Source organism: Galbibacter marinus (assembly GCF_000300875.1).
Taxonomy (GTDB): Bacteria; Bacteroidota; Bacteroidia; order Flavobacteriales; family Flavobacteriaceae; genus Galbibacter; species Galbibacter marinus.
On sequence record NZ_AMSG01000021.1, the window covers coordinates 38,562 to 52,550 of the forward strand.

Here is a 13,989-nt window from a genome sequence, read left to right on the forward strand (position 1 = left end):
ATAAATATTGTGTATGGAATTATGTCAGCATAGGAAAAGTCTCTTAAGAGAATCTTTAGATTTAACACTTGATTCATTACGCTCAATAACACAATTAGAACAATGAGGTAAAAATTGAAATCTAATTTTGTGTTGCGTGTAATCATTAGGGGCACTAACAATAAATACAAATACAGCGGTACAAATGCAAATGATGGAAGCACCAGCAATACCGCAATTAATAAATCTTTATTAAAACTTTTACTCACCATTGGTGTTGATCACTAATTACTTAATTGATATGATTGCCTGTGTATCGGTGCATCTATCACCATGAAATGTTCGATTATCCTTAATAGTTTAATTATCATTTTCAACATTCAAATATGATTATTGAGCCTTTTTCAAAGCTTTATTGCCATCGTTGGACATAGAATAATATTCCATTACTTATCTAGATGTTTTTTATATATCTTAATTAGCCTTTCCACCTACTTCACTTTATACTCCATCAGTAAGAATCTGTTCGAAAAAAAAAGATCCGTATAAATTCTACTTTATTCTATAAGATCATCAATGGAAACATCTAAAAAGTCACTCTGTTTCCAGTTTCAGAACGTACATTTTTGATAGTTTGAGATATTCTTAAATGAAGGGGGGATTTTGCAATTACGATTTTATCGGACTTGGATCCTCTGGCCGTTTGACTAGTGCAGAGCTCGGCGAATTTTAAATCGACCGCCGTAGTAGGGCAATCAACATAGACTGTGCCAATACAGCAAACATTACTTACTTCCATTTATCTAACTAGATTTTATTCACGTTTTATTGACAAGTGATCAGAATCGCTTGTTCAACTTTATAAAAATCAAAATATTGTAGTAAGCTTGGGGGCTATGGATTGTTTATTTATAAAATCCCAAATTGAGATTACCTGATTCAAGAACGTCTATAGACTTAAGTTATTACTTTTTTTGATTAACTTTTTCTGCATCTTAACTTCATTATCCTGCATTGTGCTGATTAATCCTCCAATAGTTCTAAATGATGCCTCTTAAACCACTGTCTAATTGAAAACTGTCAATATAACACAGGATGCAAAGTATTCGTTTTTTAAATCTTTTTAATTCAAGTTTATGACAGACTTGATATTAACAGAAACAATACATATGCCCCACTAAATAAACTGACCTTGCTTTTTGAGTTCAAGATAATGTTCGATATTTCGAATTGAAAATACTTTTGCCGGGTGACCTCCAGCTATGGCGTAATCCGGAATGTTATTTACCACTACACTACCCGCTTGTATGATTACTCCTTCCCCAATGGTAACACCTCCCATTACTGTCACATTTATTCCAAACCAGACATTGTCTTTAATAATGGTATCTCCTTTAATAATTAAGGTTTTGTCATAGGGTATTTTATCTCCTTCATAGTTATGGTGTGAAGTCATAATATTACACCCAAAACCGGAATGAAAATTATCACCGATGTAACATGTTCCGACCCCAAAAATTCGCATACCGTTAAAATGGACATTTTTTCCCAGAATGGTTTTACTAGTGAGTTTGGTAAAACCATTCGCCTTAATATCAGCTTTCCAGTTCTTGGCGGTAGACTTAGCATAACAAGTAAAGAGCCAGGATAATATAGATTTTATAATTCGCGTCATAACTTAATCATTAGTCCTTTGGAATCTAACAGGTAATTCTTTGAAATAGCAATAAAAAGAAAATGCATCCTATTATATTTCGATTTTCCATTTCCTTTCGACTTCAATTTTCGTATTTGATTCACTGAATAAAGTTTTTAATCACTTCTTTTTGAATTAGAAGTTCTTTAATATCAATATCGTTTTGATAAAGAATCTTCTCAACAAATTCTCTAAAAACCCCCTCACCCCCTTTTTTGGATAATACCCAATCTACCTCATTTCTGATGTAATCCGGTGCGCTGGAAGGACATGCACTTAAACCTACATGTTTCAGAAGATTAAAATCATTGATATCGTCTCCGATAAAGGCCACTTCGTCCATGGAAATTCCTAATTTAGAAATCAGGTCTTCAGCCACCTGAACTTTATCCTTTATGCCTAAAAAAGTATGTTCGATTTTTAATTTATCGGCCCTTCTTTTTACAATATTAGTAGACTCCCCTGTTATGATACAACAGGGGATTCCTAACATCCTGGCAAATAATACCCCGGCACTGTCGTATGTATTGAACTTTTTGAATTCATTATCAAAATTATCATAATACATACCACCATCGGTCCAAACACCGTCAATATCGGTGATTATTAATTTTGGTAAAACCATAGATTTAAATTATGTTACTCGTTTGGTCTACTTTGATTATTTACTGTTATGCAATATCACCCGGGTAGATGATTTCATCTTTCTGAATTTCTTTGCTCAGCCTTTTCCCTACTACATTACTTCTTTGCATCCATTTGAATCCGTCGTCCGGGCTCAACAAATGTATATCCTCTTCCGTAATAATGTGACCCTTAGAAAGCGGACGAATAGACGCAACAGATCGCTCTAATTTCTCTCTTGCAGCCTTAACAGAATCTTCAATAAAGATACCTTCTTCACCAAATGATTTTTCGAGGTTTCTGATATCCCTCATCATTCTGTAAATACCGTCTACAGCTAATGATCCTGCCTGATCTGTACCTTTCATTTGCCTGTCAAGGGTAATGTGCTTTTCTATAATTTTTGCACCCATGGCAACAGCTGCGATAGGAGTGGCAATACCAATAGTATGATCAGAGTACCCGATTGTATATTGTGGATACTGCTTTTGAAGATACGTAATTGTTTTTAAATTTACGTTTGTATACTGAGTGGGGTATTCAGAAACACAATGCAATATAGAAACATCAGAGTGATACTTTGTGATGGTATCCAAAGCATCGTTCAGCTCTTTTTCGCCGGCCATACCCGTGGATAAAATCATAGGAATTTTTGTCTCTGCCATGGCAGCCAATAATGGCAGGTTGGTAAGATCTCTGGAGGCTACTTTAAGCCGATCCGGAGTAAAGAGCTTTAACAAACTCAAACAACCTACAGCGCATAATGTTTCTACAAAATCAATACCCCTGTCTTTGGCGTATTTGTAAAGCTCGTGATGTTCTTCATCATTAAGCTCTAAGAATTCTCTGTGCTCTCCATAAGTTCGACCGAAAGAATTTGGGGTATCATAAATTCTATTCATCTGCGAAGCTGACAATTCTTGACTAAGATCCCGCTTTGTAAGTTTCACAGCGTCCATAATCTTAAGTTCGTTACCGAATAACTTGTCATTTACAGGTCTTTTAACTGCATCAATAAGCAATTTTGCAATATCAACGGAACCATTATGGTTCTGGCCTATTTCTCCAATTACGTATGTCATTTTTCGTATTTTTTAATGTTATTAATCATCAATTTTAAAGTGTTCGTATGCTGATCAACGTGTTGAATCGTTGATTTTATGTCATCGTTATGCTGTGTGTAATAGGTGTATAATTCTTTAAGGTTTGAGAAATCCTCCTGGTCATCTATGGTGAACCTAAGGTCCCCCCTGGAATTCAGATAATCCGGCATTTTCTGCAAATGCACTTCAAATTTATCAGGGTTAGCATAAATGTAGTTTGTCACATGTTCTCTGTAGAGTTTCTCGTTGGTTTGCTGTTGTACACGCCTTAAGGCATCTAAGGTGACGATCTCAGTAAATAGACCCAAGTGGGTTTTTATAGCTGGAGTTCCGTTATGATTTTTAAAACTCAGATAATCTAATCCTGGATGACTTTTGAAATAATCAATCAAATCTTGAATAAAACCTGTATCGAGGAAGGGATTATCGGCGCAAACTCTAATAACAGTATCTAAATTAAATTCTGTTGCAGTATCCACGAATCTTTTCAATACGTCCAATTGGTCGCCAACATAATATTCGATATTATATTTTTTCGCAATGTCAACAAGAACCTTATCATCCGGGGCGTCTGTTGTTGCCAGGATGATCTTATAAGTGTCCTTAAACACAAGAAGTTTATTGATTAAAATATCCAAAATGGAGCTCCCGTTGTAGAAAGGAAGCACTACCTTATTGGGCAGTCTGGTAGAACCAGTACGCGCCTGTATAATAATACCGATTTTTTCAGTCATAGCTTAATAGTAATAATCGTAAAGTAATACGTAGATTTAGGGCTAAAACAATGTGAATACGGTGCTATCCTAAGGTAATTATAACCTTATACAACAATCGTATTGAATTGTTTGATTGTAGAACGCTCTACATTGTAAGATATTATTATCATCTTTATATTTTACACTAACGTAACATGGTAATTTCGAAGGATTATTTGTTTGTGTAGCGCCTAAAGTTGAAAAAGCAGAACAACAATCTATTGGTAGATTGAGGGTTGTAGAAATAGTAAAGCTTCACTATAAGATTGCTTCTGGAGGTATTTATTTAAGAGAATTATTATCCCAAAACACTATAAACAGGTCTTTTTGCCTTGGTTTTATAGCTGTTATTTTTTATGAGGATTGTGTTTTGGATATTATTTTCCTCCAAGATGAGCTTGGCAAAATCATACCAACTCATAACCTCCTTATCACTAAAATGATGTATACCGTAGTTGTCACTGCGGTTCATAATTAAATCAAGAATGTAACCCTTTAAATTTTCGGCATCTGTGGGACAACCTGCCTGGTTGTCAACAATATGTAGCTCTTTTTCTGTTTGAGCTTTTTGGAGTATTGTTCGGTAAAAATTCTTTCCGAATTCCCTACTATACAACCAGGAAGTTCGAATAATGAAATATTGGCTTAAGAATTTTTTAATATTATGCTCTCCTTGTAGTTTGGAAGCCCCATAGACATTAATGGGATTAGGAGTGTCTGTGGTCGTGTAGGGTGTCGTTTTTTCGCCGTCAAATACATAATCAGTCGAAATATGTATTAAAATACAAGATTGTGCTTTGCATGCCATTGCTAAAAATTCAACAGCTACTGCATTCACCAAGAATGCTTTTTCCGGTTCTTTTTCTGCCTTTTCGACATTGGTATAGGCGGCGCAATTAATACAGTAATCTGGTTTGACTTGTTCAAATACCCGATCTACGGCCTTTTGATTTTTAATATCCAAGGCCTTAGCATCCATAAACACAAAATTCAAATCCTGATAGTCCTTTTCATGCTTTCTAAAAGTCATCCCTAGTTGCCCGTTGGCACCGGTAACTAGAATGGTTTTCTTTTCTGAAGATAATAGACGCTTATGTGATGTGTTTTTTGACATTAACGGACGTTGTATGTTTTAGGTGTGTGATTTTAATTCAGATGGGTTAATTCATGTAAGCCTCATAACGTCATCTCAAAACAATGCTTTAAAACTTAGAAGCAGTTGATCTTTCTCAGATACAATAATTTCTGATTCCGGAATTCCCCAATCAATGCATAAAGTAGAGTCGTTGTATATGATTCCGCTTTCTGATTCCTTATGATAATAGTTATCGCATTTATAAGAAAATTCAGAGGTTTCAGTTAGGGTTATAAAACCATGACCAAATCCTTTGGGAACATAGAGCTGTTTTTTATTCTTTTCTGACAATAGAATGGTTTCATGCTGTCCAAAGGTTTTGGAATCTTTTCGAAGATCCACAACTACATCCAATACTTCTCCCTGTAAAACCCGTACTAGTTTGGCCTGTGCATATTCACCTTTTTGGAAGTGAATCCCTCTTAGTACTCCCCGCTTAGATCTGGATTGATTGTCTTGAACAAAATGAATTTTTTCATTGATAGCCTTCTCAAACTTTTCTTTGTGATAACTTTCATAAAAATACCCCCTGTCATCCCTATGGATGGTAGGTTCAATAATATAGCACCCTTTTAATGTGGTCTCTTTTACAATCATCTGTAATCCGTAATCTATTCTCTTTTCAATTTCTTTTTCCCTATCACAAAGGCTACTACCTAAAGCCTCCCTTCTGATTTTCGACAGGATAAATATAACTGCTTTTATTTTTGCCAAAGAACAAAAACAGAAATTTTAAAACCTGAGGCTTTTAAGAACGACAATATCAAGTGGTTTCGGTTCAATTTGCGATATAGAGGAATTATTACTCGCCTAGAAACATTATCAGATGGTGCAAAACCTCAATTTGCAACCGTAATGAAAGTTTTAAAAGCAATTGGAGGGCAAATTCAGGTTAGCCCAAAATCTGCCTAAAAACAACGATTCTACTGTAGAGTTAAAAGTTTCATAGGCTTCAAAAAAGGAAGCATTTTGCCATTTACTTGGCATATTTATCCCAAGCTATGATTATTAACAAAGTAATTTATGTAAGCGGGGAGCTGAAACCATAAACTAGAAAAAAATGAGCTCTTTCAATGGTGACATTTTTAATTTCATGTCACAAAACAAGGGTAGATTTTTATCTTTTGTGGATTTAATCATATATTTATCAACCCTTTACAATAGGATTTTAATAATTCAGACAATAAAAATATTTTAAAACGTAATAAACGTAAGGTGAAGGATCAAAAACTGACGCTCAGCCTTAAGCATGAAGTTCTTGAGAAAGCCAAAAAATATGCTTCCGATAAAAAAATAAGTTTATCACGAATCATTGAATTTTATCTTCAATCATTGACCTCTGAAAACGAAAAAGATGAATTTCAAATTTCTCCTTTTGTAAAAAGTATTTCAACAGGAACAAGCGTTTCCAATGATTTGGATTACAAAAAAGAATATTCAGATTGTTTAATCGAGAAATACAAATGAATGGTAATTTTGGATGTTTAACTAGATCAGTATCTACTATGACTGGTTCATATCATCGTTACCTCTTCTTTTTGATCTTGCACACTTATTCCTTTATCAAACTAAGTAGTCTTTTTCCATATCCGCTCTTTAAAAGAGGTTCAGCCAGTGCTTTCAATTGTTGACTGTCAATATAGCCCATCTCATAGGCTGTTGCTTCGATGGAGCCAATTTTAAGACCTTGCCGTTCCTCTATAACCTCAACAAACTGCGAAGCTTGCATTAACGATTCAAAAGTTCCAGTGTCCAACCAGGCTGTTCCTCTATCCAGAATACTCACTTGGAGCTTTCCTTTTTGTAGATAGGCTTTGTTTATGTCTGTGATTTCAAGCTCCCCTCTTCTGCTGGGTTTTATTTGTTTTGCTATTTCTATAACATCATTGTCATAGAAATAAATTCCCGGTACTGCATAATTGGATTTGGGATGGCTAGGCTTTTCTTCAATAGAAACAGCTTTACCGTTTTTGTCAAACTCCACTACCCCGTACCGTTGTGGATCATGAACGTGATAGGCATACACAATTCCGCCTTCAGGGTCATTGTTTTGTTTAAGTAGTTCACTTAGCCCAGTTCCATAAAAGATATTATCCCCCAGAATCAGTGCGACCTTATCATTTCCGATAAATTCTTCACCAATGATGAAAGCCTCCGCCAGTCCATTAGGTTGCTCCTGAGTAGCATATTCAAATCGACATCCGTATTTTTTCCCATCACCCAACAAATTGACAAATAACTCTTTATCTTGTGGGCTAGTTATGATTAGGATCTCGTTAATTCCGGCACTCATGAGGGTTGAAAGCGGGTAATAAATCATAGGTTTATCATACACCGGCATGAGTTGCTTACTTACTGCCAGTGTAAGTGGATGTAATCTAGTTCCTGATCCCCCTGCTAATATGATTCCTTTCATATGATTTACTTTATCTTTGTATCGTCCTGTTGATACTGCTTAATATAATAGTCTTGATAGGCTCCACTGGTGACATGGTCTAACCACTTTGGATTACTTAAGTACCAATCAATAGTTTTCTCCAATCCTTCTTCAAAAGTTACTGTCGGACTCCAGCCCAGCTCCTTATGTATTTTATTGGCATCAATGGCATAACGCAGGTCATGGCCTGGTCTGTCTTTTACAAAGTTGATAAGCTTTTCTGATTCTCCTTGATTCCTGTTCAATCGTTCATCCATCAAAGTACATAATAGTCTCACCAAATCAATATTCTTCCACTCGTTAAATCCGCCAATGTTATAGGTTTGAGTATTTTCACCTTTGTGAAACACCAAATCTATGGCTTCGGCATGGTCAACAACATACAACCAATCTCTAGTATAGTTACCGTCCCCATAGACAGGTAAGGGCTCATTATTTATAATATTATGGATAAATAAAGGAATAAGTTTTTCTGGAAATTGACAAGGACCATAGTTGTTGGAACAGTTGCTGATCACAAAGGGAAGTTTATAGGTTTCTCCATAGGCTCTTACAAAATGGTCCGAACCAGCTTTAGATGCGGAATATGGTGAGTTCGGATCATACGCAGTTTTCTCCGTGAAATAACCAGAATCCCCTAAACTACCATAGACCTCATCGGTGCTTATATGATAAAATCGTTTTCCTTGCGTATTGTTCTGCCAATTTGATTTGGAGGCATTTAAAAGATTTACCGTTCCAAGAATATTGGTGCGTACAAAGGCTAAAGGATCTGTGATAGATCGATCCACATGGCTCTCTGCTGCCAGATGGATTATCCCGTCAAATTGTTCTCGTTTAAATAGTTCGTCTATGAAGGCGACATCTGTTATGTCACCTTTTATAAAGTTATAATTAGGTTTACCTTCAATATCATAGAGATTTTCCAGGTTTCCGGCATAGGTTAATGCATCCAAATTAGTTATATGATAATCAGGATATTTGTTGACGAACAAGCGTACCACATGAGAGCCGATAAATCCGGCTCCACCTGTGATTAATATTTTTTTATTTGTTGATTGATGTTTCATATTTACCTATAATCTTGCGGTTGCTTGTCCTTTAGGGAGAACACTTTTAACATCGAATACTACGGTATCTTTACTGGCTTTTAAGACTTCGAGATCTAATTCTAAAAACTGATTATGACCTATAGCCAATACAATAGCTTCGTAACTATCTGTTAATTGATCGATCAAATCAAGGTTATAATATTTTTTCACTTCTTCCTTATCAGCGTAAGGATCATAAACATCTACTTTCAGTCCAAAGCCTTGTAATTCTTCGATAACATCGATCACTCTGGAGTTTCTAACATCAGGACAGTTCTCCTTAAAGGTAATGCCCAAAACCAAGGCTTTTGCGTTTTTTACAGGTAGCTCACTTTTTACCATCAACTTAACCATCTTATTTGCTATAAACACACCCATATTGTTATTGATTCGTCTTCCGGAAAGAATCACCTGTGGGTGATAGCCTAATCGTTCTGCTTTATGAGTTAAGTAATATGGATCTACACCAATGCAATGACCACCAACTAGTCCCGGGCGAAAGGGCAGAAAATTCCATTTGGTTCCTGCTGCTTCCAATACTTCTACTGTATCGATTCCGATACGATCAAAGATCAGGGCTAATTCGTTTATAAGGGAGATGTTAATATCCCTTTGGGTGTTTTCTATGATCTTTGATGCTTCCGCTACTTTGATACTAGAAGCTTTATGAGTTCCAGCTATAATTATGGTTTTATAGAGGGCGTCAATTATATCGGCCGTCTCGAGTGTACTTCCCGAGGTGACTTTTACAATATCACGAAGTCTTCTTTTTTTATCCCCCGGATTGATTCGCTCTGGAGAATAACCGCAAAAGAAGTCTTGATTGAATGTTAATCCACTGACTTTTTCCAATACAGGTACACAGTCTTCTTCGGTACAGCCTGGATAGGTAGTAGACTCATAAATGACAATATCTCCTTTTGTTAGATGTTTACCTACAGTAGTACTTGCAGCTATTAATGGTGCTAAATCCGGTTGTTTAAAATCATCTACGGGTGTAGGAACGGTAACAATATATATGTTTCTGTCTTTTAGGAGTGTTTCATCACTGCTAAAAGTCAAGTTATTTACTTGTTGTAGTTCTTCTTTAGTGATTTCATCGGTTTCGTCATTATGATTTTGAAGAGCCTTAATGCGTTTTTCCTTGATATCAAACCCAAGAACATCATAACCCTTACCGGCAAACTCTACAGCCAATGGCAAACCTACATAGCCTAAACCAATGATACCTATCTTATAGTTTTCAGTCATCTACTTTTCGAATAATATTGTAAAAATAGGATTTATAGGTTGAACTTGGTAATAAAGAAATATTAATATGCGTTGATAAGTGGATTAAAGAGCACAGCAACTTATTTTATGGCGTTACGTAGAAATACCATTTTCTGGAATTACCTTGCCTTCTTTTCATCCAATATGTCTCTTAAATCAGTTAAAGGAATTAGGTTTTCAATATTGGACTCGTCTAATTTCACCCACTCAATCCAATCTAACCCCATTGTTACGTCATACTCTCCGATTAAACTATCTAACAAAATGTAGATTGCGTTCTTTATATAATCCTCACCATTGAAATTTCTAATATTCAGCTCAATTCCTATCTTGCCGTATCCACCATCCTGGTACCTAAAGTAAATATCAGAATAGCTAATTTCCAAATCGCCATAGCATATTGCCAGTTCATCTCCGGGAACCCTCTGGCGGAACGCATTAAATTGCCATTTTTCAATAGTTGGTGCCTTTGCCACAAGTTTCTCCACCAATGGAAAAGCTGCTTTAATACCATCTGTAGAAATGATGAATTCTCTGACCTCACTCTCACGTATTGGACTGAACTCAAAAACCAAATCAGGATGAACTTTCACTAGGTGAGTTGTCAAGTCATCAAACAACTTTTCTCGAAGGTCAAGATTATCAACTTCTGCATAATAGGTTTCTTGATCTTTCAAGAACCAGTTCCAAAATCTATCTTCTTTTGATTGAGTGTTGAACAATGAAAAAGCCATAAATAAAAATAGGGTTGGAATAAAAGTTAGTGATTTTTCTTTTATAATTATTTAATTAGGTCATAACTAAGGAGCTATCAATACTTACTCGAATTTTTCTTCAATATTCCAAAGTATTTCGCAGTCACAGTATCCACCATTATCCTGAAACCACTCAATCATTTGATCTGTCAATTTTATTTCTTGCAGTGCGAGGAATCTGTCGGTTAAGGTATAGTCGTGTTCACAACCATTGAACTCAAGTTCTGAATCCAAATTATCAAATAGATCAGTGATAGTTTGCTGAGCGAGTGGAAGATTCCTCAAAAACTCCATCTTATCTTTTTGTGCTCTTTCTTTATGAAGTTGTCTACGTTGTTGTTTTTCTTCTTTGGGTGGCATATGGGTCAGTCCAGAATTTTGTTAATAGAAGGTTCGTCAACATTTAAGGCTTTAAGTATTGTTCTGGCAAGATCCCTATTACGCCATTTAGAGGCATCAAATACTTTCATTAATCCGCTAACATACTGCCGTTCATTGACTGTCATACCTTCTAGACCTTCGACTTCACTTGCCTTTTTGAATATTTCTTCGAATTCCATTATGGATAAGTTACTACTCAAATATAAACTATTAACTCCTTTAATGTTCAAGACTTGACCGGAAACTATGTTCTTCTGCAAGATGGAATCGGCAACATTTTGCTAATAGTAAAAATCACCTAAGTTCATATTAACTAATCAAACCCCCGGCATCGTAAATAAGTGTTTTATTTTCATTTACTCTTTTTATAAAATAAGGGTTCTTCAATGTGTTTTCGACTACAAGATCTACCCTACATTTAAGTAGCTTCTCTAAACTTTCTTTAAAGTCAAAATAATTATAAAAAGTACCATTAGTTCCGAACGGAAAAAATTTAACCAAAAAATCAACATCACTATGAGGTGAAAAATCATCAGTTAGTACGGATCCAAAGACATACATTTTATCCACTTTATGTTGCCTGCATAAAGCTTTAATTTTGTCAATATTGTCATTAATTAATGAATTCATCGATCAAAATTTTTACCGCATTTTAGTAAACATAGTGTTTAGACCGTGAAAGATAAAACATTTGGAGGTCAGTAGTTAAACGATGGCGTCCACCAATGCTTGGGATTTTGATAAGAATGTTTTTTTGTAAGATCACTATGGGTGGATTTATCCCCATGAATTACATTGCATCCGCTAATGATAAAACAAATAACACATTGATAATAGGTCAGTTATCTTTATTTTTAGATCATTATTTTGTTGTTATTCAAGCATTTAAACTATTTTTAAACGTATCATTGAATTAACTGGATTACTTAGCCGTTTAGTTAGTAGCTCCGTTACAAAAACAGCAAGCAGGATTTTCTTTGGCACAACTTTTGTTTTTAGATACTAAAGTTTAAAAATTGACAATCATGAAAACCAACGTATTATTTATATCGTTCATGTTCTTAATAGTAGGACAGGTATTTTCCCAACATAAGGATCAATGGAAACATAGCAAGAAGCACTATAAAAAAGAAATGGAAAGACAACGGAAGCATGACAAAAAAATGGCTGAATACCGTAGAGAGATGCAAAAAGATGAAAGGGAGTATTATCGAGAACTGGCCAAAAATGAAAGAAAATATTATAAAGAGTTGAGAAAACGGGAACTTGAACATTTGGAGGATTGTGATGCTTGTAATCATGGCTTTTATCATAATGACGATTATTATTATGAGCAGGATGTTTATTATTCCCGAAGAACTCGTAGACCCGTTACCGTCGATGCCGAAGTCTTCTTTCGAAACGGGTCGATTAGGGTCCAGCTTTGATCAACTTTTTCTCCATAACTTTTAAGTAATGGAGCATAATAGCATAAAATTTCCGTAAAACAGATTTGGCCCCAAGGGCCGGATCTGTTTTTTTAAACTCCCGATTCCAATTGAAAATCGGATAGGAAGTAATTCAAATTTGTCTGGAAGAACCGAAAAGGCCTAGTTACACAATGATCCCTCGGGCAGTTACTTTAGCCTTGTTAGATGCAGTGGATTTGTTCTTGTTACCTTCATATGTTCAGACCCATATCGCTACCTCATTCCCTATCCTAATATTTGGGGAATATTATAAACATGAAGCGCATATATCTAAACTTTAACTCAATTCATTGAAATTAACGATATTTGTAATTGAACAAGTGTTTTAATCGCACTTAATGTATAAACAAATCATTAATTGACATTAATTTCAAACCATGAAAACCATTTATTCCCTTTGCTTTATTTTAATTGTTTTAGCCTCTTGCACGAGTCAACAAACAGAAAGTCTGTTTAATGGAAAAGACTTAACCGGATGGCATGTGGATGTGCCGGATATGGATAACAACCCGGAAGCTATAAATCCTTTTATAGTTCGGGACGGTAATTTGGTAAGTTTAGGAAATCCTCAAGGACATCTTATCACAGATAAATCCTATGAGAATTATAAATTAGATGTTGAATATCGGTTTGCAGGTGAGCCTGGGAACTGTGGCGTACTTGTTCATGCTTCTACCCCACGGGTTTTATATGGAATGTTCCCAAAATCAATTGAAGTTCAGATGCAACATGGCGATGCCGGTGATTTCTGGTGTATCGGAGAAAACATCAAAGTTGACAACATGGTAGAGCGTCGCGGACCTAAGGAAAGCTGGGGTGTTATAGAAGGCAAAAAGAGACGTATCAAAAACCTAACTGATAATTCAGAGAAACCCTTAGGAGAATGGAATCACATGACCATCGAAGTTAAAGCTGATTCCGTTCGTGTATGGGTTAATGGCGATCTTGTCAATGAAGGATACGAGGCTACAGCCCAAAAAGGACAAATTGCAGTCCAGGCGGAAGGTTCAGAAGTTGAATTTAGAAAACTGGAGTTAACTCAGTTGTAAGCACACCCTAACACAAACAACTCATAGGCATTGAATCTAGATTTTCAAGGTATGGCCAAGAATAAAGGCATTAGTGGTAATAAGAGGTGTACTAGAATGGATACAGATGTACAAGGTGGATTTAGAAACAACAATAAAGCTGCTGTTCTCGAGAGTTCAAGACATAATAAAGGATGTATAAGAACACAATAGCAAGAATTTCAATAATATTTGACACTATCCCAGGAAGTGTGTAAGTTTTAA

18 protein-coding genes are annotated in these 13,989 nt (G+C 35.5%); 4 read left to right on the forward strand and 14 right to left on the reverse strand.

All coding sequences use genetic code 11. The features are described 5' to 3' along the window. Positions 1-565: 565 nt before the first annotated feature. From I215_RS16210 to rfbC, 7 genes are all read right to left on the reverse strand, one after another. Positions 566-778, reverse strand: a complete 213-nt coding sequence (locus I215_RS16210) for a hypothetical protein (RefSeq protein WP_156800272.1) — start codon at positions 776-778, stop codon at positions 566-568. A 378-nt stretch (positions 779-1,156) separates the two neighbouring features. Then, the gene (locus I215_RS12470; protein WP_008992335.1) at positions 1,157-1,654 is read right to left on the reverse strand and encodes an acyltransferase; all 498 of its coding nucleotides are present in this window, start codon (positions 1,652-1,654) and stop codon (positions 1,157-1,159) included. A 121-nt stretch (positions 1,655-1,775) separates the two neighbouring features. Then, the gene (locus I215_RS12475) at positions 1,776-2,300 is read right to left on the reverse strand and encodes a KdsC family phosphatase (protein WP_008992336.1); all 525 of its coding nucleotides are present in this window, start codon (positions 2,298-2,300) and stop codon (positions 1,776-1,778) included. A gap of 46 nt (positions 2,301-2,346) precedes the next feature. Further along, a complete protein-coding gene (locus I215_RS12480) occupies positions 2,347-3,381 on the reverse strand; it encodes an N-acetylneuraminate synthase family protein (RefSeq protein ID WP_008992337.1) in 1,035 nt (344 codons plus the stop codon). Continuing rightward, entirely contained in the window at positions 3,378-4,136 is a 759-nt protein-coding gene (locus I215_RS12485) for a cytidylyltransferase domain-containing protein (protein ID WP_008992338.1), read from the reverse strand. Before I215_RS12485 ends, I215_RS12480 begins: the two co-directional genes overlap by 4 nt. 319 nt (positions 4,137-4,455) lie before the next feature. Beyond that, positions 4,456-5,271 (reverse strand): dTDP-4-dehydrorhamnose reductase, encoded by an 816-nt coding sequence (rfbD, locus tag I215_RS12490; RefSeq protein ID WP_008992339.1) that lies wholly within the window; start codon positions 5,269-5,271, stop codon positions 4,456-4,458. Positions 5,272-5,346: 75 nt separating this feature from the next. Further along, the gene (gene rfbC / locus I215_RS12495) at positions 5,347-5,889 is read right to left on the reverse strand and encodes a dTDP-4-dehydrorhamnose 3,5-epimerase (RefSeq protein WP_040460389.1); all 543 of its coding nucleotides are present in this window, start codon (positions 5,887-5,889) and stop codon (positions 5,347-5,349) included. A 186-nt stretch (positions 5,890-6,075) separates the two neighbouring features. On the opposite strand from rfbC, the gene I215_RS16675 reads away from it, so the two are divergent. After that, entirely contained in the window at positions 6,076-6,204 is a 129-nt protein-coding gene (locus I215_RS16675) for a hypothetical protein (RefSeq protein WP_394330798.1), read from the forward strand. Positions 6,205-6,507: 303 nt separating this feature from the next. Next, positions 6,508-6,759: a DUF6364 family protein gene (locus I215_RS12500; protein ID WP_008992341.1), complete on the forward strand. Its 252-nt coding sequence runs from the start codon at positions 6,508-6,510 to the stop codon at positions 6,757-6,759. A gap of 85 nt (positions 6,760-6,844) precedes the next feature. Here the strand turns inward: I215_RS12500 and rfbA are convergent, their stop codons facing one another. From rfbA to I215_RS12535, 7 genes are all read right to left on the reverse strand, one after another. Next, positions 6,845-7,708 carry a glucose-1-phosphate thymidylyltransferase RfbA gene (gene rfbA, locus I215_RS12505; RefSeq protein ID WP_008992342.1) on the reverse strand — a complete coding sequence of 288 codons (864 nt, stop codon included), beginning with the start codon at positions 7,706-7,708 and terminating at the stop codon, positions 6,845-6,847. 5 nt (positions 7,709-7,713) lie between these two features. After that, entirely contained in the window at positions 7,714-8,799 is a 1,086-nt protein-coding gene (rfbB, locus tag I215_RS12510) for a dTDP-glucose 4,6-dehydratase (protein WP_008992343.1), read from the reverse strand. A 6-nt stretch (positions 8,800-8,805) separates the two neighbouring features. Further along, complete coding sequence (locus tag I215_RS12515; RefSeq protein ID WP_008992344.1) at positions 8,806-10,071, reverse strand: nucleotide sugar dehydrogenase; 1,266 nt, start codon at positions 10,069-10,071, stop codon at positions 8,806-8,808. 140 nt (positions 10,072-10,211) lie between these two features. Next, a complete protein-coding gene (locus I215_RS12520) occupies positions 10,212-10,826 on the reverse strand; it encodes a hypothetical protein (RefSeq protein ID WP_008992345.1) in 615 nt (204 codons plus the stop codon). Positions 10,827-10,910: 84 nt separating this feature from the next. Continuing rightward, on the reverse strand, positions 10,911-11,207 hold the full coding sequence (locus I215_RS12525) for a DUF2695 domain-containing protein (protein WP_008992346.1): 297 nt from the start codon (positions 11,205-11,207) through the stop codon (positions 10,911-10,913). Positions 11,208-11,212: 5 nt separating this feature from the next. After that, a complete protein-coding gene (locus I215_RS12530) occupies positions 11,213-11,428 on the reverse strand; it encodes a hypothetical protein (protein WP_237738964.1) in 216 nt (71 codons plus the stop codon). Positions 11,429-11,537: 109 nt separating this feature from the next. Continuing rightward, positions 11,538-11,858, reverse strand: a complete 321-nt coding sequence (locus tag I215_RS12535) for a nucleotidyltransferase family protein (protein WP_008992348.1) — start codon at positions 11,856-11,858, stop codon at positions 11,538-11,540. A gap of 395 nt (positions 11,859-12,253) precedes the next feature. Here I215_RS12535 and I215_RS12540 point away from each other — a divergent pair, with 395 nt between their 5' ends. Continuing rightward, positions 12,254-12,655 (forward strand): hypothetical protein, encoded by a 402-nt coding sequence (locus I215_RS12540; RefSeq protein ID WP_008992349.1) that lies wholly within the window; start codon positions 12,254-12,256, stop codon positions 12,653-12,655. A 419-nt stretch (positions 12,656-13,074) separates the two neighbouring features. Beyond that, positions 13,075-13,746: a 3-keto-disaccharide hydrolase gene (locus I215_RS12545; RefSeq protein ID WP_008992350.1), complete on the forward strand. Its 672-nt coding sequence runs from the start codon at positions 13,075-13,077 to the stop codon at positions 13,744-13,746. Positions 13,747-13,989 lie beyond the last annotated feature (243 nt).

Excerpts from the sequence above, each read along its gene's own strand:
- I215_RS16210 (WP_156800272.1), bottom strand. The coding sequence starts at position 778 with ATGGAAGTAAGTAATGTTTGCTGTATTGGCACAGTCTATGTTGATTGC.
- I215_RS12470 (WP_008992335.1), bottom strand. The coding sequence starts at position 1,654 with ATGACGCGAATTATAAAATCTATATTATCCTGGCTCTTTACTTGTTAT.
- I215_RS12475 (WP_008992336.1), bottom strand. The coding sequence starts at position 2,300 with ATGGTTTTACCAAAATTAATAATCACCGATATTGACGGTGTTTGGACC.
- I215_RS12480 (WP_008992337.1), bottom strand. The coding sequence starts at position 3,381 with ATGACATACGTAATTGGAGAAATAGGCCAGAACCATAATGGTTCCGTT.
- I215_RS12485 (WP_008992338.1), bottom strand. The coding sequence starts at position 4,136 with ATGACTGAAAAAATCGGTATTATTATACAGGCGCGTACTGGTTCTACC.
- rfbD (WP_008992339.1), bottom strand. The coding sequence starts at position 5,271 with ATGTCAAAAAACACATCACATAAGCGTCTATTATCTTCAGAAAAGAAA.
- rfbC (WP_040460389.1), bottom strand. The coding sequence starts at position 5,889 with ATGATTGTAAAAGAGACCACATTAAAAGGGTGCTATATTATTGAACCT.
- rfbA (WP_008992342.1), bottom strand. The coding sequence starts at position 7,708 with ATGAAAGGAATCATATTAGCAGGGGGATCAGGAACTAGATTACATCCA.
- rfbB (WP_008992343.1), bottom strand. The coding sequence starts at position 8,799 with ATGAAACATCAATCAACAAATAAAAAAATATTAATCACAGGTGGAGCC.
- I215_RS12515 (WP_008992344.1), bottom strand. The coding sequence starts at position 10,071 with ATGACTGAAAACTATAAGATAGGTATCATTGGTTTAGGCTATGTAGGT.
- I215_RS12520 (WP_008992345.1), bottom strand. The coding sequence starts at position 10,826 with ATGGCTTTTTCATTGTTCAACACTCAATCAAAAGAAGATAGATTTTGG.
- I215_RS12525 (WP_008992346.1), bottom strand. The coding sequence starts at position 11,207 with ATGCCACCCAAAGAAGAAAAACAACAACGTAGACAACTTCATAAAGAA.
- I215_RS12535 (WP_008992348.1), bottom strand. The coding sequence starts at position 11,858 with ATGAATTCATTAATTAATGACAATATTGACAAAATTAAAGCTTTATGC.
- I215_RS12540 (WP_008992349.1), top strand. The coding sequence starts at position 12,254 with ATGAAAACCAACGTATTATTTATATCGTTCATGTTCTTAATAGTAGGA.
- I215_RS12545 (WP_008992350.1), top strand. The coding sequence starts at position 13,075 with ATGAAAACCATTTATTCCCTTTGCTTTATTTTAATTGTTTTAGCCTCT.